This is a genomic window from Dickeya sp. CFBP 2040 (genome assembly GCF_012273755.1).
Lineage (GTDB): Bacteria > Pseudomonadota > Gammaproteobacteria > Enterobacterales > Enterobacteriaceae > Dickeya > Dickeya poaceiphila.
In genome coordinates, this window is sequence record NZ_JAAVXH010000007.1 from 15,715 (window position 1) to 42,220 (window position 26,506).

The 26,506-nt window shown below is 53.6% G+C and carries 24 protein-coding genes and 1 riboswitch; of the genes, 11 read left to right on the forward strand and 13 right to left on the reverse strand.

Annotation, left to right across the window (positions count from 1 at the left end; translation table 11 throughout):
- Positions 1-6: 6 nt before the first annotated feature.
- Together glpK and Dpoa2040_RS00960 are read right to left on the reverse strand one after the other, a co-directional pair.
- Positions 7-1,518 carry a glycerol kinase GlpK gene (gene glpK, locus Dpoa2040_RS00955; RefSeq protein ID WP_042867772.1) on the reverse strand — a complete coding sequence of 504 codons (1,512 nt, stop codon included), beginning with the start codon at positions 1,516-1,518 and terminating at the stop codon, positions 7-9.
- 27 nt (positions 1,519-1,545) lie between these two features.
- Positions 1,546-2,397 (reverse strand): MIP/aquaporin family protein, encoded by an 852-nt coding sequence (locus tag Dpoa2040_RS00960; RefSeq protein WP_042867774.1) that lies wholly within the window; start codon positions 2,395-2,397, stop codon positions 1,546-1,548.
- A 338-nt stretch (positions 2,398-2,735) separates the two neighbouring features.
- Here Dpoa2040_RS00960 and Dpoa2040_RS18455 point away from each other — a divergent pair, with 338 nt between their 5' ends.
- Positions 2,736-2,858, forward strand: coding sequence for a hypothetical protein (locus Dpoa2040_RS18455; protein WP_256376368.1), 123 nt, complete (start codon positions 2,736-2,738; stop codon positions 2,856-2,858).
- A 136-nt stretch (positions 2,859-2,994) separates the two neighbouring features.
- Entirely contained in the window at positions 2,995-3,237 is a 243-nt protein-coding gene (zapB, locus tag Dpoa2040_RS00965) for a cell division protein ZapB (RefSeq protein ID WP_042867778.1), read from the forward strand.
- Between the two features lie 62 nt (positions 3,238-3,299).
- Here the strand turns inward: zapB and rraA are convergent, their stop codons facing one another.
- From rraA to priA, 7 genes are all read right to left on the reverse strand, one after another.
- Positions 3,300-3,785 (reverse strand): ribonuclease E activity regulator RraA, encoded by a 486-nt coding sequence (gene rraA / locus Dpoa2040_RS00970; protein ID WP_012767894.1) that lies wholly within the window; start codon positions 3,783-3,785, stop codon positions 3,300-3,302.
- 167 nt (positions 3,786-3,952) lie between these two features.
- On the reverse strand, positions 3,953-4,870 hold the full coding sequence (locus tag Dpoa2040_RS00975; RefSeq protein WP_042867780.1) for a 1,4-dihydroxy-2-naphthoate polyprenyltransferase: 918 nt from the start codon (positions 4,868-4,870) through the stop codon (positions 3,953-3,955).
- A gap of 155 nt (positions 4,871-5,025) precedes the next feature.
- Positions 5,026-6,357, reverse strand: a complete 1,332-nt coding sequence (gene hslU, locus Dpoa2040_RS00980) for an HslU--HslV peptidase ATPase subunit (protein ID WP_168639981.1) — start codon at positions 6,355-6,357, stop codon at positions 5,026-5,028.
- Positions 6,358-6,366: 9 nt separating this feature from the next.
- Entirely contained in the window at positions 6,367-6,897 is a 531-nt protein-coding gene (gene hslV, locus Dpoa2040_RS00985; protein ID WP_042873713.1) for an ATP-dependent protease subunit HslV, read from the reverse strand.
- Positions 6,898-6,984: 87 nt separating this feature from the next.
- A complete protein-coding gene (gene ftsN, locus Dpoa2040_RS00990) occupies positions 6,985-7,920 on the reverse strand; it encodes a cell division protein FtsN (protein ID WP_168639982.1) in 936 nt (311 codons plus the stop codon).
- Between the two features lie 51 nt (positions 7,921-7,971).
- Positions 7,972-9,042 carry a DNA-binding transcriptional regulator CytR gene (gene cytR / locus Dpoa2040_RS00995; RefSeq protein WP_042867787.1) on the reverse strand — a complete coding sequence of 357 codons (1,071 nt, stop codon included), beginning with the start codon at positions 9,040-9,042 and terminating at the stop codon, positions 7,972-7,974.
- A gap of 308 nt (positions 9,043-9,350) precedes the next feature.
- Positions 9,351-11,549, reverse strand: coding sequence for a primosomal protein N' (gene priA / locus Dpoa2040_RS01000; RefSeq protein ID WP_168639989.1), 2,199 nt, complete (start codon positions 11,547-11,549; stop codon positions 9,351-9,353).
- Between the two features lie 274 nt (positions 11,550-11,823).
- On the opposite strand from priA, the gene rpmE reads away from it, so the two are divergent.
- Positions 11,824-12,039, forward strand: a complete 216-nt coding sequence (gene rpmE / locus Dpoa2040_RS01005; RefSeq protein ID WP_033569030.1) for a 50S ribosomal protein L31 — start codon at positions 11,824-11,826, stop codon at positions 12,037-12,039.
- A gap of 116 nt (positions 12,040-12,155) precedes the next feature.
- On the opposite strand, the gene metJ is transcribed toward rpmE, so the two are convergent.
- On the reverse strand, positions 12,156-12,473 hold the full coding sequence (gene metJ, locus Dpoa2040_RS01010) for a met regulon transcriptional regulator MetJ (RefSeq protein ID WP_042867792.1): 318 nt from the start codon (positions 12,471-12,473) through the stop codon (positions 12,156-12,158).
- Between the two features lie 189 nt (positions 12,474-12,662).
- On the opposite strand from metJ, the gene metB reads away from it, so the two are divergent.
- From metB to metF, 3 genes are all read left to right on the forward strand, one after another.
- Positions 12,663-13,823: a cystathionine gamma-synthase gene (gene metB / locus Dpoa2040_RS01015; protein WP_168639983.1), complete on the forward strand. Its 1,161-nt coding sequence runs from the start codon at positions 12,663-12,665 to the stop codon at positions 13,821-13,823.
- Positions 13,824-13,825: 2 nt separating this feature from the next.
- A complete protein-coding gene (locus Dpoa2040_RS01020; RefSeq protein ID WP_042867797.1) occupies positions 13,826-16,261 on the forward strand; it encodes a bifunctional aspartate kinase/homoserine dehydrogenase II in 2,436 nt (811 codons plus the stop codon).
- A 349-nt stretch (positions 16,262-16,610) separates the two neighbouring features.
- Complete coding sequence (gene metF / locus Dpoa2040_RS01025) at positions 16,611-17,507, forward strand: methylenetetrahydrofolate reductase (protein WP_168639984.1); 897 nt, start codon at positions 16,611-16,613, stop codon at positions 17,505-17,507.
- Between the two features lie 130 nt (positions 17,508-17,637).
- Here the strand turns inward: metF and Dpoa2040_RS01030 are convergent, their stop codons facing one another.
- Positions 17,638-18,369 carry a glutathione peroxidase gene (locus tag Dpoa2040_RS01030; RefSeq protein WP_168639985.1) on the reverse strand — a complete coding sequence of 244 codons (732 nt, stop codon included), beginning with the start codon at positions 18,367-18,369 and terminating at the stop codon, positions 17,638-17,640.
- Between the two features lie 162 nt (positions 18,370-18,531).
- Here Dpoa2040_RS01030 and oxyR point away from each other — a divergent pair, with 162 nt between their 5' ends.
- Positions 18,532-19,449 (forward strand): DNA-binding transcriptional regulator OxyR, encoded by a 918-nt coding sequence (oxyR, locus tag Dpoa2040_RS01035; protein WP_042867803.1) that lies wholly within the window; start codon positions 18,532-18,534, stop codon positions 19,447-19,449.
- A gap of 49 nt (positions 19,450-19,498) precedes the next feature.
- Here oxyR and sthA read toward each other — a convergent pair whose 3' ends face one another.
- Complete coding sequence (gene sthA, locus Dpoa2040_RS01040) at positions 19,499-20,899, reverse strand: Si-specific NAD(P)(+) transhydrogenase (protein WP_042873715.1); 1,401 nt, start codon at positions 20,897-20,899, stop codon at positions 19,499-19,501.
- A gap of 207 nt (positions 20,900-21,106) precedes the next feature.
- Here sthA and fabR point away from each other — a divergent pair, with 207 nt between their 5' ends.
- Positions 21,107-21,745, forward strand: coding sequence for an HTH-type transcriptional repressor FabR (gene fabR / locus Dpoa2040_RS01045; RefSeq protein ID WP_042867805.1), 639 nt, complete (start codon positions 21,107-21,109; stop codon positions 21,743-21,745).
- Between the two features lie 14 nt (positions 21,746-21,759).
- Positions 21,760-22,131, forward strand: coding sequence for a YijD family membrane protein (locus Dpoa2040_RS01050; RefSeq protein ID WP_042867806.1), 372 nt, complete (start codon positions 21,760-21,762; stop codon positions 22,129-22,131).
- A gap of 12 nt (positions 22,132-22,143) precedes the next feature.
- On the opposite strand, the gene trmA is transcribed toward Dpoa2040_RS01050, so the two are convergent.
- Positions 22,144-23,247 carry a tRNA (uridine(54)-C5)-methyltransferase TrmA gene (trmA, locus tag Dpoa2040_RS01055; RefSeq protein WP_168639990.1) on the reverse strand — a complete coding sequence of 368 codons (1,104 nt, stop codon included), beginning with the start codon at positions 23,245-23,247 and terminating at the stop codon, positions 22,144-22,146.
- Positions 23,248-23,397: 150 nt separating this feature from the next.
- Positions 23,398-23,599, forward strand: a riboswitch (cobalamin riboswitch).
- A gap of 71 nt (positions 23,600-23,670) precedes the next feature.
- On the opposite strand from trmA, the gene btuB reads away from it, so the two are divergent.
- Together btuB and murI are read left to right on the forward strand one after the other, a co-directional pair.
- Entirely contained in the window at positions 23,671-25,539 is a 1,869-nt protein-coding gene (gene btuB, locus Dpoa2040_RS01060) for a TonB-dependent vitamin B12 receptor BtuB (protein ID WP_168639986.1), read from the forward strand.
- Positions 25,484-26,356 carry a glutamate racemase gene (murI, locus tag Dpoa2040_RS01065; RefSeq protein WP_168639987.1) on the forward strand — a complete coding sequence of 291 codons (873 nt, stop codon included), beginning with the start codon at positions 25,484-25,486 and terminating at the stop codon, positions 26,354-26,356. The genes btuB and murI overlap by 56 nt, the downstream gene beginning before the upstream one ends.
- The last annotated feature ends 150 nt before the right edge of the window (positions 26,357-26,506 follow it).

Below are 26,506 nucleotides of genomic sequence, written 5' to 3' on the forward strand. Positions count from 1 at the left end.
GTGATTTTATTCGTCGTGTTCTTCCCACGCTCGCGCACGTTCCACCGCTTTTTGCCAGCCGCGATAGCGGAAGTTGCGTTCCACGGTTTCGATGCTGGGGCGGAATTCTCGCTCAATGGTGGCCTTACTCTTCACTTCGTCCAGATCATTCCAGAAACCGGTAGCCAGACCAGCCAGGAACGCGGCACCCAATGCGGTGGACTCACGCACTTGCGGGCGTTCGACGCGCGTACCCAGAATGTCGGACTGGAACTGCATCAGGAAGTTGTTGGCGACGGCACCGCCATCCACCCGCAGTGCTTGCAGGCGCGTATTGGCATCGGCCTGCATGGCATCCAGTACGTCGCGGGTCTGATAGGCGATGGATTCCAGCGTGGCGCGGATGATGTGATTCGCGTTAGCGCCGCGGGTCAGACCGAAAATCGCGCCGCGGGCGTACGGGTCCCAGTAGGGTGCACCCAGACCGGTAAACGCCGGCACCACATAAACGCCATTGGTATCTTTCACTTTGGTGGCGAAGTATTCGGAGTCCATCGCGTCGCCAATCAGTTTCAGTTCATCGCGCAGCCACTGGATAGATGCGCCACCGATGAATACCGCGCCTTCCAGCGCATAGTTCACTTCGCCGCGTGGACCGCAGGCGATAGTGGTCAACAGGCCGTGTTTGGAGCGCACTGCTTCGGTGCCGGTGTTCATCAGCAGGAAGCAACCGGTGCCGTAGGTGTTTTTCGCCATACCGGGTTGTACGCACAGTTGGCCGTACAACGCCGCTTGTTGGTCACCGGCGATACCGGCGATAGGAATACGGGTGCCGCCTTTGCCGCCAATGTTGGTCTGGCCGTAAATCTCGGAAGAGGGGCGTACCTGCGGCAACATGGCGCGTGGAATATCCAGCACATCCAACATGCGTTCGTCCCAGTCCAACTTATGAATGTTGAACAGCATGGTACGTGAGGCGTTGGTGTAATCGGTGACGTGAACACGGCCCTGCGTCATCTTCCAGATAAGCCAGGTATCGATGGTGCCGAACAGCAGTTCGCCGCGGCGGGCGCGTTCACGCGAGCCTTCCACATGATCGAGTATCCATTTTACTTTGGTGCCGGAGAAATACGGGTCAACCACCAGACCGGTGTTAGCGCGGATATACTCTTCCAGTCCGTCTTTTTTCAGCTTTTCGCAGATATCGGCGGAACGGCGGCATTGCCACACAATGGCGTTGTAAATCGGTTTGCCGGTTTCTTTTTCCCATACCACCGCGGTTTCACGCTGGTTGGTAATGCCGATGCCGGCGACCTCTTCGCTGCTGATGCCGGCTTTCGCCAGCGCTTCCACCAGTGTGGAGCTTTGCGAGGCCCAGATCTCCATCGGGTCGTGTTCTACCCAGCCCGCTTTGGGGTAAATCTGGGTGAACTCCCGCTGGGATACGCTGATGATGTTGGCATCATGATCCAGCACAACAGCCCGTGAACTGGTGGTGCCCTGATCGAGCGCGACGATGTATTTCTTTTCCTGGTTCATAAACGTAATCCTGTTAGCGGTATAGGGTTAAACCTTACGGGTTTGAGCGGAAGCTGTTGTATCGGTGTCGGTGTCTGCGGCGCAGACATCGCAAGGCAGGTTGCGGCCAATCAGGGAACGGTAGCCGAATGCGCCCAGACTGGCCCCGACTATCGGGCCGAAAATCGGTATCAGTATATAAGGGATGTCACGTCCGCCGGTTAGTGCTACCTTGCCCCAACCCGCGAGGTAGGCAAACAGCTTCGGACCGACGTCACGCGCCGGGTTCATGGCAAATCCGGTCAATGGTCCCATGGATGCGCCAATGACGGCGATAAGAATGCCTATCAGCAACGGCGCCAGCGGTCCGCGCGGAATGCCGTTGCCGTCATCGGTCAGCGCCAGAATCAGGCACATCAGAATGGCGGTGATAACGGTTTCCACCAGAAATGCCTGCAGCACCGAAATGTGCGGGTTAGGGTAGGTGGAGAAGACGCCTGCCAGATCGAGGCTTTCCACACTGCCGCGCACCATATTATGTGTCTGTTCGATGTTGTCGAACAGGTTGTGGTAAAGGCCGTAGACCAGCGCCGCCGAGCAGAATGCGCCCGCGACCTGTGAGACGATATAAGGCAACACCTTGTGACCATCGAAGCAGGCAAACCGCCACAGGGCAATGGTCACTGCCGGATTGAGGTGAGCGCCGGAAATCGCGGCGGTCAGGTAGATTGCCATTGCGGCGCCCAACCCCCAGATAATACTGATTTCCCATAGCCCCAGGCTGGCTCCTGCCAGTTTTAGAGCCGCTACACAGCCAACGCCAAAGAAGATCAGCAGGCCAGTACCGAGAAACTCGGCAACGCACTGGCCTTTAAGGGTAGAAATATCAGATTGACTCATAATCCTTGTTCCTGCTTGTAGGCTACAGCATGGTGGTTGACGCAGCCTGTTTAATGGTCTGCGCGTTTTTGGTCTGTCTCGCCAGTCCTGGAGGATTTACGGTCAGACGCTTTTTGTATTTTGGATGTGAATTTATCGTTAATGCTCGAAAACGAGAAATATCGAAATTAAAATGTGTGTGACACGTCAAGAAAATGCGCGCATTCGCGTAATCATAGGTAATCAGAGGCAAAGTAGTCATACAGTTGCCGGAGAGATGTTAATTGAAGTGTTGAATTTATTAACATTACTATTACTTAATAGTCATTCGGGCGATTTTCAGCCTGTACTGATAGCGGATGAGCGAAAAAGCAGGCAGAGTCGCCGTTTTACCGGTAGTGCGCTGGACACGCCTGATCCGGCTACATACAATTTGGCTGGCGTTGACATCCGGCGTTGCCGTTAATGGGGCGCAGGTTTAAGCGTGTAAAGCGGCATGAGATTTGTGAAGCCTGTGCCTGTGAAACATCTGTTCGCGGATACCGTCCGTGACACACCTGTTCGTGATACATCTGCGTTAACCGGCTTAGGCCGTGCGACCAAAAGGGGTTAGAAGTTATGTCATTTGAAGTGTTTGAAAAGCTGGAAGCGAAAGTTCAGCAGGCGATTGACACGATCACGCTGTTGCAGATGGAAATCGAAGAACTGAAAGAGAAGAACAATACGTTGTCGCAGGAAGTAGAGAGTATGGCGGGCAACCGTGATGCGCTGATGCGCGAGAACGAGCAACTCAAGCAGGAACAACAGGTATGGCAGGAGCGTCTGCGTGCGCTACTGGGTAAAATGGAAGAAGTTCAGTAATCGCTGAAGTCAGACTGACGAATGTACACAGGGCGTCTGGTGACGCCCTTGGGGATTGGCGGTTATTCCAGATCGAGCGGGTCTTCGGACAGGATAATACCGGTATTGTCGGCATAGAGATGATCGCCGGAGAAGAACGTAACGCCGCCGAAGTTTACCCGAATATCGGTTTCGCCGATGCCTTCACTGGCCGCACCTGCTGGTGTTGCCGCCATGGCCTGGATGCCGATGTCCAGTTCCGATAAGTCGTCCACCTGACGTACCGCGCCGTACACCACGATACCTTCCCACTCGTTTTGCGTCGCCAGACGAGCCAGTTCGGCATCAACCAGTGCCCGGCGTACCGAACCGCCGCCATCGACCAGCAATACGCGTCCGCTGCCGTTTTCTTCCAGCACGTCGAACAGTAAGCCGTTATCCTCAAAGCATTTTACCGTGATAATTTTGCCGCCGAATGAACTACGCCCGCCAAAATTGGAGAAAAGAGGTTCAACCACATTGACCTCTTCATGATAGATATCACACAGTTCGGAAGTATCGTATTTCATAGGATTAACGTCTATTGCCGCTGGGAGTGTGGGAGTGAGTATATCCCTTTCTGTTTGTTGTTGGCAAAATCATCAACCGCTGCGTTGACCCGCATCAGTAATCGGTCGTGATTTTACCAACCTGTATAAAAACCGTATAACCGTATAAATAGTTTGCTTGTCTAAACCTAGCTTAGCAGCACGCCCACGGCGAACAGCAGATTGGTGAGTAACGCGCCTTTTACGGTTTTTTCCAGCATCGGGCGCATACTGAACGCAGTGGTTTCCCGCATCACGTAGCGCCCTTGTTTTACCAGCAGCGGCAGCGCCAGAATAAACAGCCAGCCCGCCAGCGTATGCAGATACAGCATCGCAAATAGCGCCAGACAAACCGGTGCCGTCATCAGCAACGCCATATGATAGCGGCGGGCTTTATGGGCGCCGAGTCGAACCGCCAGCGTGTTCTTGCCGTTTTCCCGGTCGCTGTCGATATCACGCAGGTTATTGATATTGAGCACGGCGACAGCCAGCAGGCCGCAGGCTGTCGCGGGCAGAATCACACTGCTGTCGAAGTGGCCGGTTTGCAGGTAGTACGACCCGGCCACGCTTAGCCAGCCAAAGAAGATCAGCACTGAGATATCACCCAGCCCGATGTAACCATACGGCTTATTGCCGACGGTATAGGTAATCGCGGCCAGAATCGCCAACAGGCCGAGCGCCAGAAACACTACGATATCTACCGGCTTTTCACAGGCCAGCGCCACCAGCGCACTGCCGGACACCGCCGTCAGCACCACCGTGATGAGCAGGGCGTTACGCAACTCCGCCAGTGTGATGGCGCCGGTCTGGATGCCGCGTAACGGACCGATACGATCTTCCTTGTCGCTGCCTTTTACCGCATCGCCATAGTCGTTGGCCAGATTAGAGAGAATTTGCAACAGGCCGGCGGTAATCAGCGTCAATAGCGCTACGCCCGGCTTGAAGTTGCTGTGCCAGCAGGCGATGACAGTGCCGGTAACAATGGAGGCAAAGGCCAGCGGCAGTGTCTTGGGACGCAGGCTGTCCAGCCAGGCTTGAGTTTTGCTGCTATGTGTCGATTGGGTCATGGTGTCAATTAGAGCATGGTGTCAATGGGCCATGGTATTAGCCAGATTGTGGCGCGTTAAGTGCAGGAAAAATAAAGCCTGGTGACGGTAACAAAAACAGCAGTGGGAGGCGTTGGCCTCCCACTGGTGAGTCATCAGTGCGATCCGCGAACAGATTATAAGATAAATCGGCTCAGATCTTCATCTGCTACCAACTCATCAAGGTGACTGCGTACATAATCTGCATCGATCATCACGGTTTGACCGTTCATTTCGCTGGCGCTGTAGGACACCTCTTCGATCAGTCGCTCCAGAACCGTATGCAGACGACGAGCGCCGATGTTTTCCGTACGTTCGTTGACCTGCCAGGCCGCTTCTGCGATACGGCGAATGCCGTCCGGCTGGAACGTGATGCTGACGCCTTCGGTTTCCATCAGCGCCTGATACTGACGAGTCAGCGAGGCGCTGGGTTCGGTCAAAATACGTTCGAAGTCTTCGGTGGTCAGCGCCTGCAATTCGACGCGAATCGGCAGGCGGCCTTGCAGTTCAGGTATCAGGTCTGACGGGCTGGCTATCTGAAACGCGCCGGAGGCGATAAACAGAATATGGTCGGTTTTCACCATGCCGTGTTTGGTGGATACGGTACAGCCTTCCACTAATGGCAGCAGGTCACGCTGGACGCCTTCGCGTGACACGTCCGGTCCAGAAGTGTCGCCCCGTTTGCAAATCTTGTCGATTTCATCGATGAAGACGATGCCGTGTTGCTCCACCGCTTCAATCGCCTGTTCCTTGAGTTCTTCCGGGTTAACCAGCTTGGCAGCTTCTTCTTCCACCAATAGCTTAAAGGCTTCTCGAATCTTGATTTTGCGGCTTTTTTGTTTCTGCCCCGCCAGATTCTGGAACATCGACTGCAACTGATTGGTCATCTCTTCCATACCAGGCGGGGCCATGATTTCGACACCAACCGGCGTGGCCGCCAGCTCGATTTCGATTTCTTTGTCATCAAGCTGCCCTTCGCGCAGTTTCTTGCGAAACGCCTGACGAGCGGCAGACGGCTCGTGGTTCTCTTCCGTCTGGCCCCAGTTGTTCTTGGCTGGCGGAATCAGCACGTCCAGAATGCGCTCTTCGGCCAGTTCTTCGGCACGATAACGGTTTTTTTCTATCGACTGTTGGCGCACCATCTTGATGGCGACGTCCGCCAGATCACGGATGATGGAATCCACTTCTTTGCCGACGTACCCCACTTCGGTGAATTTGGTCGCTTCCACTTTGATGAATGGAGCGTTAGCCAGCTTGGCGAGGCGGCGGGCGATCTCGGTTTTACCCACCCCGGTCGGGCCAATCATCAGGATGTTTTTCGGGGTGACTTCATGACGCAGGTTTTCTTCGAGCTGCATCCGGCGCCAGCGGTTACGCAAAGCAATGGCTACAGCGCGTTTTGCTTTGTGCTGTCCGATGATGTAGCTATCAAGCTCGCTGACTATCTCGCGCGGGGTCATTTCAGACATAGTAGATCCTTACGCCTTGGAGGCTAATTCTTCAATCGTGTGGAACTGGTTGGTATAGATACAAATATCACCCGCAATACCCAGTGATTTTTCGACAATCTCCCTGGCGTTTAATTCCGTGTTCTCCAGCAAGGCGCGCGCAGCGGCCTGCGCATAGGGACCGCCTGAGCCGATAGCGATCAGGTCGTTTTCCGGCTGGATCACATCGCCGTTGCCGGTGATGATAAGCGACGAATTTTCGTCGGCGACGGCCAGCAGCGCTTCCAGACGACGCAGCATACGGTCGGTTCGCCAGTCTTTGGCCAGCTCCACCGCGGCTTTCACCAGATGCCCTTGATGCAGTTCCAGCTTGCGTTCAAACAGTTCAAACAGGGTAAATGCATCAGCAGTACCGCCGGCGAATCCGGCAATCACCCGGTCGTTATATAAACGACGTACTTTGCGTACGTTGCCTTTCATTACGGTGTTGCCCAGGGTGGCTTGCCCGTCTCCGCCAATCACAACCTGACCGTTGCGACGTACGCTTACAATTGTTGTCACGCGTTTATCCCCGTTATTAAGAAAAAGACCCCCGCGCATGAGCGCGGGGCATATTGACGATAAACATGGGGGAGCGTGGGGGTATTTTCAACCCCCGCTGGCTAACGGGATACAGTTTGATTGACCCATGCCTTTGAGCTTTTGTGCCATTTTGTCGGCCACGGTACGACTGTTGTACGGGCCTAACATAATGCGATACCAACCGCCGCTACTGGTGATACGGCTTTCGACACCGGCAAACGCCAGTTCTGCTCGTACCGATTCGGCTGGCTCTGCCGTTTTGAACGAACCGCATTGCACCATCCAGCGTTGTTCTTTCTCTGGCTTATTTTCTGGTTTGGTGTTTTCGGTTTTGGCGGTTTCTTTGGCCGCTGCTGGGGCTTCTGTTTTGGCTACCTCTTTACGGGGTTCCGTCTGCGCGGGTTTCTGCGCCGTTTGTGTCGGTGTCGTGACGGCTGGCGTCGTATGATGCTGGCTTGTCGTTGGCGGCGTAATGGTACGCGGCGTCGGCGATAATGTCATCGTACTGGCGTTGGGGATGACAGGCACGACCGTTTGAGGTCTGGGTGCACTCAGGGAGCGAGCCGGCATCTGGCTCTGGTCGTTGTAAGGTACTTCCGTCAGCGTGGTTGGCTGGCGTTTCATGTCCGACTGCATCTGTTCCAGCAGTTGTCGCTGTTCGTCGGTAAGCTGACCTGATGACTGAATTTCTCCGCCAGCCGAGGGTTCGGTCGGCGAAATAACGCCAATCTGCCGGTTTTCCAGCTCTTTGATATAGCGCCAGCGCTCTTCCGGTTTGGGCGGCAACCCATTGCCTTTGCTACCCTGGTGCGGCAGCACCGGTGATTCGCCCGGCTTATTGTGGGCAATAAAATAGAGTCCACCGGCAAACGCGACCAGCACGGCAACGGCCAGTGCCATCATGGTTTTGGATACGCCTGAGGATCCTCCTCGTTTACGGCTGGATGTTTTTTTCCGGCGCGTTCCAGAACGCCCTCGGCTGACATAGTCTCGTTGTGCCACAATCGTTTCGTTGCGAAGAAAATAAGTAACAGGTCGCCATGTTACTGAACCCTAAAATATTTGACCAGCACCGGAATTCTTAAAGCCTGTAACACGCGGGGTGATAGCCGCCGTGCTGTCACGAATCATCAACTGGCTGGACATCAAGCGTGAGCCTCGTGGCACCTTGTGTTGCTGCAATTGAGCCAGCAGCAATAGCATCGCCTCGCGGCCAATCTCGTAGCGCGGCTGGGAAACGGTGGTCAGTGCGGGAAAGCAGTGGCTGGCTTGAGCGATATCATCAAACCCTACCAGTGACAGGTCACGTGGTACATCCAGCCCCATTTTGCGCGCCTGGGTTAATGCGCCCAGCGCCATCACGTCGCTATGACAGAAAATGGCGGTGGGAGGCGTTGGGTGCGACATGAGCTGCATCAGGCCGCGGGAGCCGGTGTCGTAACTGAAATCCCCATGGACGATGTACTGGTTGTCGATAATGAGCCCGCAGCGACGCAGCGCCTGAATGTAACCCTGTAGCCGGTATTCGCTGAGTGGAATCTGCTGCGGACCGGCGATACAGGCGATGCGCTGGTGCCCTAACTGATTGAGATAGCTGACGGCCTCAAACGCGGCGGTTAGGTTATCGATGTGTACGGTAGGCATATCCAGCTCAGGTGCGAATTCATTCGCCATCACCATCGGAGGAAGATGACGACGATCATCCTTGCCGGTATCAAACGGTAATTGTGACCCCAGCAGCAGGATGCCGTCGATCTGCCGGGTGGTGATCAGATCCAGAAAGGTCTTTTCCGTTTTGCGCTGGTGGGCGCAATCGCCGATCAGCACCAAATAACCATGCTCCGCGGCGGTTTCCTCAATACCGCGCAGCATTTCGCTGAAAAAGGGATCGCAGATATCGGGAACCAGCGCCAGAATCGTTCTTGATTCATGCCGTTTCAAGTTGCGGGCAAGATTTTGTGCAGAGTATCCCACCGCCAACGCCGCCTGCTCCACCTTCTTGCGGGTAGTGGCCGACACTTTCTCCGGGTTGGTCAGTGCGCGTGACACCGTTGCAGTGGAGACGCCGGCCTGATCAGCCACGTCTTTCATCGTTGCGGGTGAGAGAAATTTTTTCTGCTCCAACGCAGTTCCTCCTTGCGTCAGCGTTTACTGGCGCTGTAGTCAAGGGAGCCGTTATTACAGGTCGGCCACCGTTTTATAAGATGTCTGGCCCGCTGGGCGGGCAAGTGCGGTTATAACATGTCGGCTCCGGGTGGTGGCGCGCCAACTGCCTGATCAGCATACTGCTTTCGTCATCACGCTTAACAGATTGCGTCCAATATTTACCGAATAATTTACGCCTGTGCTGCCTGGATTACCCGTTTTTGGGGCTGGTTCGCAAAAAATGTCGCTACTGCTGGCAGCAGGTATTCCCGCAGCGCAGAATCGGATCAATTGTCTGTTGGGTCGACATCCATCACCCACTTCACCTTGCGTGTTTGCGGCAGGGTATCAATCAACAGCATCGAATGGCGAATCAGCCGTTGCAGTGTGGTGCGCGATGGGTGTTGCAGCAGTAATTGCCAGCGGAAACGCCCGGCTCGTTTGGGCTGCAGCGCAGGTACCGGTCCCATTAGCCACAATGCATCGTCGCGCAGCGGACTGGCTTCCAGCAAATTACGCAACTGCTGCAGGAACAGGCTGGCCTGCTGATTATCATGATCATCCGCCCGGAACAGCACATGGCTGGTAAATGGCGGCAGGAATACGCTCTGGCGTTCTTGTAGCGTCTGGCTGGCGAAAGCGTCGTAGCCCTGATGCAGCAGCGTCTGTAACAGCGGATGCTCCGGGTGATGCGTCTGCAGCACGACCTCGCCGGCCTTGCCTGCGCGCCCAGCGCGCCCAGACACCTGGGTGTAGAGCTGAGCGAAGCGTTCGGTAGCGCGAAAATCGGCGGAAAACAGCGAACTGTCGACATCCAGCAGCGCCACCAGCGTAACGTCAGGAAAATGGTGCCCCTTGGCCAGCATCTGAGTGCCGATCAGAATACGAGCGCCGCCCTGACGGACCTGCGCCAGTTGTTGTTCCAGCGCGCCTTTGCGGCTGGTGGTATCGCGATCAATACGGGTTATCGGGGTGTCTGGAAATAGCGCCGGTAGCGTCTGTTCCAGTTGCTCGGTGCCAAGGCCAACCGGCACCAAATGAGTGGAGCCGCACTGCGGGCACTGCTGCGGTATCGGGCGTTGGCTGTCACAGTGGTGACATCGCATCATGCGCTGGTGCTGGTGCAAGGTGTAGTAGCTGTCGCAACGCTGGCATTCGGCTATCCAGCCGCATTCATGGCACAGCACGACCGGTGCGAAGCCGCGGCGGTTGAGGAACAGGATGATCTGGTTGTCCTGTGACAGATGATGGTGGATGCGGTTGATCAACGGCTGCGACAAACCACTGGTCAGCGGCAATCCTTTCAGGTCCAGTAAATGCTGCTGTGCCAGCCGGGCGTTGCCGGCGCGTTTGCTCAGACGTAACTGACGGTACTTGCCAATCTGCACGTTATAAAGCGTTTCCAGCGCCGGTGTAGCTGAACCCATCACTATCGGTATGTCTTCCTGTCGGGCGCGGAACACCGCCAGATCGCGGGCGTGATAACGCCAGCCTTCTTGTTGCTTGTAAGAGCCGTCATGCTCTTCGTCGATAACGATCACGCCCAACCGGGCAAAAGGGGTGAACAGTGCGGAGCGCGTGCCAATCACGATGGCGGATTCGCCCTGTCTCGCTCGTAGCCATACCGACAACCGTTCGCTGTCGTTCAGCCCGGAGTGCAGCGCTTCCACCGGGGCGTTAAACCGATCACGAAAGCGGGCGATGGTTTGCGGCGTCAGGCCGATTTCCGGCACCAGCACCAGAGCCTGCTTGCCTTGTGCCAGAATATTTTCCAGTACGCTGAGATAGACCTCGGTTTTGCCTGAACCGGTGATGCCCGCCAGCAGCCAGGCGGCAAAATGGTTGTCTTCGCTGCGTATGGCGCCGACAGCGGTAGCCTGTTCGGTATTGAGACGCAGGCGTTCCCCTGTCAGGCTGAAATGATCACGCCAGTCATCCACCTGCTTTGGTTGTGAGCGCAACTCGCTCAGCCCTTTTTCGCGTAGCGCCTGTAACGCGGTTTCCGTCAGTGCGGTTTCGGTCACCTGATGACGATAGATGGGGCCCTGTAACAGTGTCGCCAGCGCCTGCTGTTGTTTGGGGGCGCGCTTTAGTGTATTGAGCGGCGTGGCGAGCCCTTGTTCGGTGGCGAACCATTGCCAGAGCGGTGCGCTATGTGCCGGTTTTCCTTGCCGGAGCAAAATCGGCAGGGCATGAAACAACACTTCGCCCAGCGGGTAATGGTAATACTCTGCGGCCCACAGCAGGATGCGCCACAGGTTGTCAGGAAACAGCGGCGTATCGTCGAGTATGTCATGCAGCGGCTTGAGCTGTTCAGGCGGTAGTTGGCTGCCCGCGCTCAGGGCCGTAACGATACCGATCATCTTGCGGTTGCCGAAGGGAACACTCACTCGTACGCCCAGAACCGGCGGTGTGACGCCTGGCGCCAGTTGGTAATCAAATGTTCGCGTCAGGGGTACTGGCAAGGCAACCTGAACAACGGACATGGTCTGTGGGTTCAAATGCGTCATGAGGGTCTTCGGTCATGCATGAGGATTTGTCTGCCGTCACGGTACTGTGCGCGCGTGCGTTGTGCAATCTTACCCGCATCTTGTTGAGGTAGCGATGCGTGTTTGCGTGGTTCTGATTGCATCATAGGGTTAATTTCTGTATGATCCGCCGCCTTTATACCTTGTAGTATAAAGAACATTTCACTCAACTTCGTGTGGTGTCTGGCGGAACAAGGCTGGATAGCGACACGGCCTTAAACAGAGGTTTCCCATGAAAGAAGGTATTCACCCGAATTACGTTGAAATTACCGCTACTTGCTCTTGCGGTAACGTCATCAAAACCCGTTCCACCGTTGGTCACGACCTGAACCTGGACGTGTGCGGTGCTTGCCACCCGTTCTTTACCGGCAAACAGCGCGTGGTTGACACCGGTGGCCGTGTTGAGCGTTTCAACAAACGTTTCAGCATCCCAGGCGCCAAAAAATAATTGGCTTCTGCGCTGGGGCAGAAAATCGGTTAACCAGTTTTTCTGCCAAAACAAAGGCACCTGCGGGTGCCTTTGTTGTTTTTGTTATCGTTTCCCGTTCGCGCTGAACGTCCTGCTCAGTATTCCCACGTATCCGGGTCAATCCCCATTTCACGCATGATCGCTTTGGCTTCTTCGGGGATTTCATCGCCGCGCTCTTTACGCAGGTCATCATCATTGGGTAAGGGTTGGCCGGTAAAAGCGTGCAAAAACGCTTCGCACAGTAACTCGCTATTGGTTGCGTGACGCAGGTTGTTGACCTGACGACGGGTACGCTCGTCTGTCAGTATCTTTAATACCTTCAAAGGGATAGATACGGTAATTTTTTTAACCTGCTCGCTCTTCTTGCCGTGTTCAGCGTATGGGCTTACATATTCGCCATTCCACTTAGCCATGGGATACCTTACATATTGATCGTGATAAAAACAGTCACTGGCGTAAAACACCATAATTCTAACGATTATTCCAGGGATGCTCAATCTATACGCAAAGAAGTTTAGAAGTCCAGATGTATTGACGTCTATATTCTCCGGGTTTACTCTCTACTTTTCTCTACCTCAGTCTTTCAGTCAGGAAAAGCACCGATGACGCGTAAACAGGCTACTATCGCAGTCCGCAGTGGGTTGAACAATGACGAACAGTTCGGTTGCGTTGTTCCCCCAATCAATCTTTCCAGCACCTACAACTTCACCGGTTTTAATCAACCTAGAGTACATGACTATTCCCGGCGCGGTAATCCGACCCGTGATGTCGTTCAGCGTGCGCTGGCGGAATTGGAGGGGGGCGCTGGCGCAGTGATGACCAGCAGCGGTATGTCGGCGATTATGTTGGTGTGTACGGTATTCCTGCGGCCTGGTGACCTGCTGGTCGCGCCACACGATTGTTACGGCGGCAGCTATCGTTTGTTTGACAGCCTGAGCAAACGCGGCGCTTATCGGGTGAAATTTGTCGATCAGGGCAATGAGGCTGACCTGAAGGCGGCGCTGGCGGAAAATCCGAAGCTGGTGCTGGTGGAAAGCCCCAGCAACCCGCTATTACGAGTCGTGGATATCGCGGCTATCTGCCAGGCTGCGCGTGAAGTGGGGGCGGTGAGCGTGGTGGATAACACCTTCCTGAGTCCGGCTTTGCAAAATCCACTGAAGCTGGGGGCGGATCTGGTGGTGCATTCCTGCACCAAATACCTGAATGGTCACTCGGACGTAGTGGCTGGCGCGGTGATTGCCCGCGATCCTGAGGTAGTGACGGAACTGGCTTGGTGGGCCAACAATATTGGTGTAACCGGCGCGGCTTTCGACAGCTACCTGCTGCTGCGCGGTTTGCGCACACTGGCACCGCGTATGGCGATGGCGCAGAAGAATGCGCTACAAATTGTCGAGTATTTGCGGCATCAGCCGCTGGTGAAGGCGTTGTATCATCCTTCTTTACTTGGGAATGCCGGTCATGAGGTTGCCTGTCGGCAGCAGTCTGGTTTTGGCGCGATGCTGAGTTTTGAGCTGGATGGCGATGAAGACACCCTGCGTCGTTTTCTGGCTCCACTGGAGTTGTTCACGCTGGCAGAGTCGCTGGGTGGCGTGGAAAGCCTGATTTCTCATGCCGCTACCATGACTCACGCTGGTATGTCGCCGCAGGCACGCGCCGCTGCTGGTATCTCGGAGACGTTATTGCGTATTTCTGTCGGGATTGAAGATGGTGATGATTTGGTCGCCGACCTGGACAGAGCATTTCAGGCAGCAGCCAAGAGGTAACAATGAGTGCGTTAGGAATAGCAGTAGCCGTGAAGGGACGGCAACTGCACAAATTCGGCGGCAGCAGCCTGGCGGATGTGAAATGTTATCAGCGCGTCGCCGGCATTATGGCTGATTACAGCCAGGCTGGCGATTTGATGGTGGTATCGGCGGCAGGCAGCACCACGAATCAGTTAATTAACTGGTTGAACCTTAGCCAGTCAGACCGGATTTCCGCTCATCAGGTACAACAATCGTTGCGCCGTTATCAAAGCGAGCTGATTTCTGGTTTGCTGCCAGCCGAAACGGCAGCACCGCTGATTAATGAATTGATTCGTGATCTGGAACGTCTGGCCGCGTTGCTGGATGGCAAGATCACCGATGCAGCTTATGCCGAAGTGGTCGGCCACGGCGAAATCTGGTCTGCACGGCTGATGGCGGCGGTCCTGAATCAGAAAAACCTGCCGGCAACCTGGCTGGATGCGCGTACTTTCCTGCGTGCCGAGCGCGCCGCGCAGCCGCAAGTCGATGAAGGCTGCTCCTGGCCGTTGCTGCAACAGCTGCTTACCCAACATACCGGGCAACGGCTGGTTATCACCGGCTTTATCAGCAGTAACAATGCGGGTGAAACCGTTCTGCTGGGCCGTAACGGCAGTGATTATTCCGCCACACAAATTGGCGCGCTGGCGGGTGCCGAGCGTGTCACCATCTGGAGTGACGTGGCCGGCGTCTATAGCGCTGACCCACGCAAAGTTGAAGACGCCTGCCTGTTGCCGTTGCTTCGGTTGGATGAAGCCAGTGAACTGGCGCGTCTGGCTGCGCCGGTATTACACGCCCGAACCCTTCAGCCGGTTTCCGGCAGTGATATCGACCTGCAATTGCGATGCAGTTACCAGCCTGAACAAGGGTCTACCCGTATTGAGCGTGTGCTAGCCTCCGGCACCGGTGCCAAGATAGTCACCAGTCATGATGATGTTTGCCTGATAGAGATAGGCGTACCGGCAGACCATGATTTTGCTCGTATGCACAAAGACGTCGAACAGTTGCTGCAAAAAGCTCAAATCCGGCCACTGGCGTTGGGTGTGCATCAGGACCGTAATCTGCTGCAACTGTGCTACACCTCGGAAGTGGTGCGTAGCGCCTGGCAGGTTCTGGAGTTGGCGGCGTTGCCGGTGTCGCTCCATTTGCGCGATGGACTGGCGCTGGTGGCGTTGGTGGGGGCTGGCGTTTGTCGTAATCCGTTGCATAGCCACCGTTTTTACCAGCAACTGCGTGACCAGCCGATCGAGTTTGTCTGGCAGGCGGAAGATGATATCAGCCTGGTGGCGGTGCTGCGTGTCGGGCCAACCGAGCATCTGGTGCGTGGCCTGCATCATTCGTTGTTCCGGGCGGAAAAACGCATCGGGCTGGTGCTGTTCGGCAAAGGCAACATCGGTTCACGCTGGCTGGAGCTGTTCGCCCGTGAGCAGAGCCTGATTTCGGCACGTACCGGTTTTGAATTTACGCTGGCGGGCGTGGTGGACAGTTCCCGTAGTCTGCTGAGTTACGAAGGGTTGGATGCCAGCCGTGTGCTGGCTTTCTTTGGCGACGAAGCGCAGGAACGTGACGATGATGAATTGTTCCTGTGGATGCGTGCTCACCCGTACGACGATCTGGTGGTGCTGGATGTTACCGCCAGTCAGTCGGTTGCCGATCTCTATCTGGATTTCGCCAGCTATGGTTTCCATGTGATTAGCGCCAACAAACTGGCGGGGGCGTCCGGCGGCGATAATTACCGCCAGATCCGCGACGCATTCGCCAAAACCGGGCGCCATTGGCTGTATAACGCGACCGTTGGCGCCGGGTTGCCGGTGAACTATGCCGTAAGAGATCTGCGTGAAAGCGGCGACAGTATTTTGGCTATCAGCGGCATATTCTCCGGCACGTTGTCATGGATCTTCCTGCAGTTTGACGGGACAGTCCCTTTTACTGAACTGGTGGATCAGGCCTGGCAGCAGGGATTGACCGAGCCGGACCCGCGTGTCGATCTTTCCGGTAAAGACGTGATGCGCAAGTTGGTGATTCTGGCGCGTGAAGCAGGTTATGAGATAGAACCCACTCAGGTGCGGGTAGAGTCGTTGGTGCCTGCTGGTTGTGAGAGCAGCTCGGTGGATCAGTTCTTTGAAGATGGCGAGCCGTTGAATGAGCAGATGCTACAACGGTTGGAAGCCGCCAGGGAGATGGGGTTGGTGCTGCGCTATGTCGCCCGTTTCGATAGTAACGGCAAGGCACGCGTAGGTGTGGAGGCCGTGCGGGAGGATCATCCGCTGGCGGCGCTGTTACCGTGCGATAACGTGTTTGCAATTGAAAGCCGCTGGTATCGTGATAACCCGTTGGTGATCCGTGGCCCTGGCGCTGGCCGCGATGTGACCGCAGGGGCGATTCAGTCGGATCTCAATCGTCTGGCGCAACTGCTGTAATGGTGGCGCACGACGAATCTGCGTCCTGATAGTCTTAACCCATTCTGCTTTGAAGCCTGCAATCGCAGGCTTTTTTATATCCTGGACACGCGGGTGGCAAGGGGCGCGTTTTTTGCCAATACTGAATACGTATTCCTTACATGTTATCTGTGCTTCGTCTGTGACGGGGTCGGGCTAGCCTACCGTCTATAACCGTGAATTTTCTTCATGTTGTATGAACAAACATCAGCATTGAACACGTTGAAAAGCGTTGACTCTTTAATCGGATTCGGTCATTTTCTATATAGACGTCTAAACGTATAGACGTTTGTAGAAGATAACGATGATAATGGCTAATCGAGGTAAGGATATGAGTTTTTTCCACGCGAACCATCGGGAAGCGCTGAACCAGAATCTGGCGGAATTACAGGGCAGGATTAACGTTTCCTTTGAGTTTTTCCCACCGCGCACCAGTGAGATGGAAGAAACGCTGTGGAACTCGATTGACCGCCTCAGCAGCCTGAAACCCAAATTCGTGTCGGTAACCTATGGCGCCAACTCCGGCGAGCGTGACCGCACTCACAGCATTATCAAAGGCATCAAGGAGCGTACCGGTCTGGAAGCCGCGCCGCATCTTACCTGCATTGATGCATCCCGCGACGAACTGAAAGCCATTGCTCAAGACTACTGGCAGAGCGGTATCCGCCACATCGTCGCTTTGCGCGGTGATTTGCCGCCGGGCGGTGGTAAACCGGAGATGTACGCCTCTGATCTGGTTTCTTTGCTCAAAGAAGTGGGCGATTTTGATATTTCAGTCGCGGCTTATCCTGAAGTGCATCCGGAAGCAAAAAGCGCGCAGGCAGACCTGATCAACCTCAAACGTAAGATTGATGCCGGTGCCAGTCGTGCCATCACGCAGTTCTTTTTTGATGTGGAGAGCTATCTGCGTTTTCGGGACCGTTGTGTTACGACCGGTATTGATGTGGAAATCGTACCCGGTATTTTGCCCGTGTCGAACTTCAAGCAGTTGCAGCGTTTCGCCACCATGACCAATGTGCGAGTACCCAACTGGATGACCGCCATGTTTGAAGGTCTGGATGACGACCCGGAAACCCGCAAGATGGTCGGTGCTTCAATCGCTATGGATATGGTGAAGATCTTAAGTCGGGAAGGGGTGAAGGATTTCCACTTTTATACCCTGAACCGTGCGGAACTGAGTTACGCTATTTGTCATACGCTGGGTGTACGCCCGGTTGCACACGGCTGATATCCAGCCCCATTATCGGCCAAACGCCCGTCCGGAGATATCCGGGTGGGCGTTTGTGTTTAAAGCTAAAGGAATGGGAATAAAAAAAGGGCGGGCCGAAGCCCGCCAAAGTTTCGTTGGCTTATAAAAATTATATCGTCAGGAAGGTTTCAAGTTCTTCGCTGCCGCCGATATGGCGACCGCCGATAAACACCTGAGGCACGGTACTACGTCCGGTCACGGCCCGCAGGCTTACGGTGGTGGCATCTTTACCCAGCATGATTTCTTCATACTGAATACCGCGATCCTGCAGCAACTGTTTGGCTTTAGCGCAAAACGGGCAGCCGGGTTTGGTAAACAGCGAAACAGATTCCTGAACGTTATAGTGTGGAGCAAGGTACTTCAGCATGGTGTCGGCGTCAGAAACTTCAAACGGGTCGCCCGGTTTGTTGGGTTCAACGAATATTTTTTCCACCACGCCGTGGCGAACCAACATCGAGTAACGCCAGGAGCGGGGACCGAAGCCCAATTCCGCTTTTTCGACCAGCATGTTCATAGCACGGGTGAATTCACCGTTGCCATCGGGAATAAACGTAATATTTTCTGCGTTTTGGTCCGCTTTCCAGGCATTCATCACAAAAGTATCGTTCACCGATACACATAGAACTGCATTGACGCCAAATTGCTTGAATACCGCAGCCAACTCGTTATAGCGTGGCAAATGGCTTGAAGAGCAGGTTGGAGTAAAAGCCCCTGGTAAAGAAAAGACGACTACAGTCTTGTTGTTGAAGAGTTCTTCAGTCGTCACGTCAACCCATTGATCGCCTTGGCGAGTATGGAAAGTTACTGACGGAATTTTTTTGCCTTCTTGGCTTACAAACATTATTTAGTCCCTACTGGTCGAAAAGTTCTGTTAGGTTGAATCCGTCAGTGGTCAGGACTCGTTTGGTTAGGGATATTATTGATCATCAAAAGTTGATAGGACTAATCGTTCGTTGCTATCCTATCTATCGCTAGGGGCTATCATTTTGAGAGGAATCAGGGCATGAATATTCGGGATTTAGAGTATCTGGTCGCGTTGGCAGAGCATCGCCATTTTCGCCGCGCTGCAGATTCCTGCCACGTCAGTCAACCCACGCTGAGTGGACAGATCCGAAAATTGGAAGATGAACTGGGGGTTATGCTGCTTGAAAGAACCAGTCGCAAGGTGTTGTTCACTCAGGCGGGGCTGTTGCTGGTCGAACAGGCCAGAACCGTACTGCGCGAAGTGAAAGTGCTAAAGGAGATGGCCAGCCAGCAGGGCGAAACCATGTCCGGCCCACTGCATATCGGCCTGATCCCGACTGTTGGCCCTTACTTGTTGCCCCAGATTATCCCGATGTTGCATCGTACTTTCCCGAAGCTGGAAATGTATCTGCATGAAGCTCAGACTCACCAACTGCTGGCTCAGCTTGACAGTGGTAAGCTGGATTGCGCCATTCTGGCGATGGTGAAAGAGTCGGAAGCCTTTATCGAAGTGCCGTTGTTTGATGAGCCGATGAAGCTGGCAATTTATCAGGATCACCCTTGGGCGAATCGGGAGCGGGTTGCGATGTCCGACTTGTCGGGCGAAAAGCTGTTGATGCTGGAGGACGGGCACTGTCTGCGTGATCAGGCAATGGGATTCTGTTTTCAGGCTGGTGCGGATGAAGATACCCATTTCCGCGCCACCAGTCTCGAAACCCTGCGCAATATGGTTGCGGCGGGCAGCGGTATTACATTGCTGCCCTCGCTGGCGGTGCCGCAGGAACGGGTACGCGATGGCGTGTGCTATCTGCCTTGCTACAAACCGGAACCCAAACGCACCATCGCGCTGGTGTATCGTCCGGGTTCGCCGTTGCGTGGCCGTTATGAACAGCTGGCCGAGTCGGTGCGCGAGCACATGCAACTCCACATGGAACAGTTGGCAAACCAGCCAGCCTAATTAAACGGTTTGTATCATTACGTGTCTGGCTTGGTCAGCCCATCGGTTATCAAAATAACCGGTTTAGGCCGTTCAGTGCTGCTACCCGATAGGCTTCGGCCATAGTCGGGTAGTTGAATGTGGTGTTCACAAAGTACTCAATGGTGTTGCCCTCGCCTTTTTGCTCCATGATGGCCTGACCGATGTGAATGATTTCGGCGGCCCGCTCGCCAAAGCAATGAATACCCAGAATCTGCTTGGTATCGCGGTGGAACAGGATTTTCAGGCTACCGACGTTCATTCCGACAATTTGTGCTCGCGCCAGATGTTTGAACTGGGCGCGGCCCACTTCATACGGCACTTTCATGGCCGTAAGCTCCTGTTCGGTTTTACCGACGGAACTGATCTCTGGAATAGTGTAAATGCCGGTAGGAATGTCTTCGATCAGGTGCGCGCTGGCGTCGCCTTTGGTGATCGCCTGCGCGGCGATGCGGCCCTGATCATAGGCGGCTGATGCCAGACTGGGATAACCGATCACATCACCCACGGCGTAGATGTGTGCCTGGGCGGTCTGGTACATGCTGTTAACCTTTAGCAGGCCGCGACCGTCTGCTTCCAGTCCAACATTTTCCAGCCTTAGCGTTTCGGTATTGCCGGTACGGCCATTGGCGTAGAGCAGGCAATCTGCCTTCATTTTTTTACCGGATTTCAGGTGAATGATGACACCGTCATCCAACCCTTCGATCCGTTCGAATTCCTCGTTGTGGCGAATCACGATGCCGCTATTCCAGAAGTGATAGGACAGGGCGTCGGACATTTCCTGATCGAGAAACGCCAGCAGCCGATCACGGGTATTGATCAGATCGACTTTTACGTTTAAACCCCGGAAGATCGATGCATATTCACAGCCGATCACCCCTGCGCCATAGATGATCACGTGCTTGGGTTCATAATCCAAATCAAGAATAGAATCGCTGTCGTAGATACGAGGATGATCGAAGTCTACTCCTGCTGGGTGATAAGGCCGTGAACCGCTGGCGATAATGATATTCGTGGCGGTTAGCGTGTCGTGGGTGTCGTCCGGGTAGTAAACGGCGACGGTATGCGCATCGATAAATCGTGCTTCACCGGAAAACAGCTCACAGTGATTACGTTCGTAGAAGCCCTGACGCATACGGGTTTGCTGACCTATCACACTATCGGCGTGGCGCAGGATAGCGGAAAATGAAGAACTGATGACGCGGGTGTTGTCGCTATAAAGCGGGTTTTGGTTGAATTCGATGATGTGGCTGACGGCTTGTCGCAGAGCTTTGGAAGGGATGGTTCCCCAGTGGGTACAGCCCCCGCCGACATTATAATGCCGTTCTATCACGGCAACTTTCGCGCCTTGCTTGGCAAGCCCCATGGCCGCCCCTTCACCGCCCGGACCAGAACCAATCACGATGGCATCATAGTCGTATTGCTGTTGTATGGACATGGTAGGAACCACCTGTTTTTATACAAGTTAATAACGCTATTGTAACAGCCTCCTGATGATAACCCAATCATCCCTGATATCTGTATGGGAACGCAGGATCACATTTTTACTATGACAAATTTTGGCGCAGTATGTAGAGAGTAAATTTTGTTATAGTGCTTCCCTTGACGATAAGGAGAGCCAATGACTGCAGGCAGGATAATGGGTGTCAGAGCACAACAAAAAGAACGAACTCGTCGTTCCCTGATCGAGGCCGCTTTCAGCCAGTTGAGCGCTGAACGCAGTTTTGCCAGCCTGAGTTTGCGTGAAGTAGCCCGTGAAGCGGGTATCGCCCCGACTTCATTTTATCGCCATTTCCGTGACGTAGATGAGCTGGGGCTGACGATGGTGGATGACAGTGGGCTGATGTTGCGTCAACTAATGCGACAAGCACGCCAGCGTATCGTCAAAAGCGGCGGCAGTGTGATCAGAACATCGGTATCGACGTTCATGGAATTCATCGGCAACAACCCCAACGCCTTTCGGTTGCTATTGCGCGAGCGCTCTGGCACGTCGGCTGCGTTTCGCGCTGCTGTGGCGCGTGAAATTCAGCATTTTATCGCTGAACTGGCCGACTATCTTGAAGTCGAAAATCATATTCCGCGCAGTTTTGCAGAAGCGCAGGCCGAAGCGATGGTCACGATTGTATTCAGCGCCGGCGCGGAAGCGCTGGATGTCGATCTTGAACAGCGACGTCAACTGGAAGAGCGGTTAGTGTTGCAACTGCGCATGATTGCCAAAGGGGCTTATTACTGGTATCGCAAAGAGCAGGGTAAGGGGTTCACTTATCCTGAGGGATAATCTGAGGAAACATCATGACTGAGCAGATAAATTCAGAGAAAAGTACGTTGGTGCTGGCGATGGTGGCCGGTTTGTCGGCGAATGGTTCCTTTGTTGCCATGTTCAGTTCTGTCGTACCGTTTTCTATTTTTCCGCTGATTGCATTGGTTCTGTCGGTTTACTGTCTGCATCAGCGTTATATGCATCATGCGATGCCTAAAGGTACGCCGCTGTTAGCGGCGGGCTGCTTTCTGTTCGGCTTGTTGCTTTACAGTGCGATTGTGCGTGCCGAGTACCCACAGCTCGGCTCTAATTTTGTGCCGTCGATACTTTGCGTGGCGCTGGCGCTGTGGTTGGTCGTAAAACTGCGGGCTCATAAGCCCGGCAGTGATATCAATACACCTTAATCGGTGGTGAGGTTACTGGCGTTTTTCCAGTAGCACGCCACATTCCATGTGGTGGGTATAAGGAAACTGATCAAACAGTGCTAACTGACTGATTCGGTGTGTTTGATTCAAGGTTTCCAGGTTGGCGCACAGTGTTTGCGGATTGCAGGAGATGTACAAAATACGCGGATACGCCTGCACCAGTTTTACTGTGCTGTCATCCAGTCCGCTGCGTGGCGGATCGACGAAGATAGTTTCACAGCGATAGCCAGCCAGATCGATGCCTTGCAGCCGGTTGAACTGGCGCACCCCGTTCATCGCCTGAGTAAACTCTTCCGCCGCCATGCGAATAATCTGCACGTTATCAATCTGGTTGGCGGCGATATTGTATTGCGCTGCTGCGACTGACGGCTTGGCGATTTCGGTTGCCAGTACCCGCTCGAAATTGCGCGCCAGCGCCAGTGAAAAATTGCCGTTGCCGCAGTACAGTTCCAGCAAATCGCCTGTCGCGCCTTGTGTTACTGACAGCGCCCACTCCAGCATCTGAATATTCATCATCGCATTAGGCTGGGTGAAACTGTTTTCCACCTGACGATAAATCATCTGGCGACCAGCGACCGGCAGACATTCATCCACGTAATCCCGGTCCAGACAAATTTTGGTTTTAGTCGCCCGGCCAATCAACTGTAGAGCAAAACCCTGACCGCGTAGTTGATCACACAACAGGCGGGCACGCTGCTGCCACTCGTCATCCAGCGCTTTGTGGTAAAGCAAGGAAACGGCAATTTCACCACTCAGCGTGGAGAGATAATCAATCTGAAACAACTTGCGCCGCAGCACCGGTTCGGCTCGCAATACATTAAGCAGCTCCGGCATCAGGCGGTTAATTAGCTCGCTGGCCGCCGGAAACTGATCGACCCGGATCCGCTGTTTGGTCTGCTGATCGAAAATAATGTGGTACAGGTCATCGCCGTCATGCCAGATCCTAAACTCTGCACGCATCCGGTAGTGGCTAACCGGCGAGCGGAATACGGCTGGTGCTGGCGCATCGAAGGGAGCCATCATGGCACCGAGGCGCCCGGTTTTTTCTTCAAGCTGGGCGTCATACTGGTCGATGGGCAGAATCTCTGGCGTCATGATGGTCTCATCTAAAAAGCGGCTGGGATGATGTTGCGATAGTGATAGATCGTTTTCAGGGCGCGATTGTAGGGTATCCAGAAGGGATGTCCAGCCTTGCTGCACGGATTCGCTTATCCAAAATGGAAGTCTAGACATCCACCTGCCTCGATCGTAGCATGGGTATCCGGTCTTGCCTCGCAAGTGAAAAGGGAATCCAGTGCGAATCTGGAGCTGACGCGCAGCGGTAAGGGGAACGGGCAACGATAGCATGATGCAGACACTGTCCTGACGGATGGGAAGTCATCGTTGCCGAGCCAGTGATGTTGGCAGCACCCAAGCCCGAAGACCTGCCGGAATACGTCGCAATATTTCATGGTCATCGCGTGCTATCGATCATGAGGGTGCGGCATCCTGCCAATTCAGTTTGGATGCTTCTTAACTATGCTTAATAAAAAAATAACGATGCTGGCGGCGATGATAGCCACGGCTTTTTCAGGATGGGCGCAGGGTAGCGAAAATGCACAGCAAAATAGTAATGACGCGATGGTCGTCACCGCCAACCGTTTTCCCCAGCCCATTTCTTCCGTACTGGCACCCACGACCGTGGTGACGCGTGATGATATTGATCGCTGGCAGTCAAAAAGTTTGGTTGACGTAATGCGGCGATTGCCGGGGGTGGATATTGGGCAGAATGGTGGGTTGGGGCAACAGAGTTCGCTATTTATTCGTGGGACGAACTCTAGCCATGTGTTGTTATTGATTGATGGTGTTCGTTTGAACCAAGCAGGTGTGAGTGGTTCATCAGATCTTAGCCAAATTCCTCTATCTCTGGTGCAACGTGTTGAATACATACGTGGTGCGCGTTCTGCGGTCTATGGTTCTGACTCCATTGGCGGTGTGGTCAATATCATTACCACCAGAGAAAAGAACGGCATGACATTAACCGCTGGTGTGGGATCGAAAGGTTATCAATCCTACGATGCATCAACCCAGCAAGCACTGAGTGATAGCACAACGGCAACATTGGCGGGCAATTACACCTACACCAAAGGATTCGATATTGCCGCAGGAGATGCGCCGCGTCAGCCTGATCGTGATGGCTTTATGAGTAAGTCCATTTACGGTGCTGTTGAGCATCGCTTCAATGACGAATTTAGCGGCTTCTTACGTGGCTATGGCTTTGATAATAGGTCGGATTATGATGGATATCAGGCATATAATGATGATTATACGGTGCTATTAGGGACACCGGATATTCGACAGCTTTACAGCCAATCTTGGGATGCAGGATTGCGGTTTAGCCGGGATATCTATTCCAGCCAATTAATTGCAAGCTATAGCCATACTAAGGATCTGAATTTTGACCCTGTTAATGGGCGTTACGGCCCTGCCTCAACGATGGATGATGTGCAGCAATACAATCTCCAGTGGGGTAATGTGGTTGCTGTTGGTACGGGTACTGTCAGTTCTGGTGTTGACTGGCAAAAACAAACTTCACAACCGGGCACCAATTACGTGGTTGCTGGACATGAGCAACGTAACGTCGGTATCTATGCCACTGCCCAACAAAAAATACAGAGTGTGACGTTAGAAGGCTCAGTAAGAGGGGATGATAATAACGAATTTGGTTGGCATAACACCTGGCAGTCCAGCGCCGCCTGGGAATTTGTTGAGGGGTACAGTGTTTTTGCCTCTTATGGTACAGCCTTTAAAGCGCCGAATCTGAATCAGGTATACAGTGAAAAATACGGTAATCGCAATCTTAAGCCAGAAGAAAGCAAACAGTGGGAAGGTGGTTTTGAAGGCCTAACGGGGCCTGTTAACTGGAGACTCTCTGGCTATCGCAATGACATTGACAATCTTATTGATTATGACTCAACAAACCATTTCAGCAATATTCGGCAAGCGCGAATTAAAGGTGTCGAAGGAACCGCATCCTTTGAGACTGGTCCTCTGAACCATAAGGTTTCTTTTGATTACCTCGATCCGCGCAACAGTCTAACAAATAAAGTGTTATTGCGCCGTGCCAAACAGCAATTCAAATATCAGTTGGATTGGATGGTTGTCGATATTGATTGGTCTCTGACATATCATTATCTCGGTCAGCGCTATGATACAGATTATAATACTTACCAGACAATTGGATTAGGCGGTGTAAGTCTGTGGGACATCGCTGCATCATATCCCGTCACCTCACATCTGACAGTTCGTGCTAGAATAGCCAACCTGTTCGATAAGAATTATGAGACGGCGTATGGCTACCGAACTGCAGGGCGAGAATACTATCTTACCGGAAGCTATAGTTTCTGATTTACCCGCCCGCCCCACAGTCCTTGTGTTTGATTCCGGGGTGGGTGGTTTGTCTGTTTATGATGAGGTTCGCAAATTACTGCCGGACTTACATTATATCTACGCTTTTGATAATGAGGCTTTTCCCTACGGTGAAAAGCCTGAGCAATTCATTATTGAACGAGTAGTCTCTATTGTTGATTCAGTGGAAAAGCAGCATCCGCTATCTTTAGTGATCATTGCCTGTAATACCGCGAGTACAATTTCGCTACCCGCATTACGCGCACGTTTTGATTTCCCTGTCGTAGGGGTAGTTCCTGCGGTGAAACCCGCTGCAAAACTTACCCGAAATGGCGTGGTTGGCCTGCTGGCAACCAGGGCGACGGTCCAGCGTTCTTATACTCATGAACTTATTTCTCGTTTTGCTCATGACTGTCAGATTTTGCTGTTGGGTTCCGCAGAATTAGTAGAGTTTGCTGAAGCAAAATTACAGGGGGAGCCGGTTTCTGAGGATACATTGCGCAAAATTCTGCGTCCGTGGCTGAAGTTGCCTGAACCTCCGGATACGGTTGTATTAGGGTGTACGCATTTCCCGTTATTGACTGAAGAGTTACAGCGTGTACTGCCTGATGGTACGCGTTTGGTTGACTCTGGCTCGGCAATTGCTCGCAGAACGGCATGGTTGATAGACCATTTAGACAATCCTAAATGCTCAACGGAGAAAAATCTGGCTTATTGCTTGTCTATCACGCCTAAAGTCGCGGCGCTTTGGCCGGTTTTACGCCGTTATGGCTTCCATTCACTCGAAAAATTGTCATTAAACATAGTGGGCGAGTGAATATTGAGCGGTCAAAATTATTTTTGAAATTAGTACTTGTCAGCGACGGAGAAGTCCCTATAATGCGCCTCCACTGACACGGCAACGGCGACACGCCAGCGCAGTTTCAGCAGGAAATCAGGCACGTATCGCTTGACTTCCTGTCGGGAA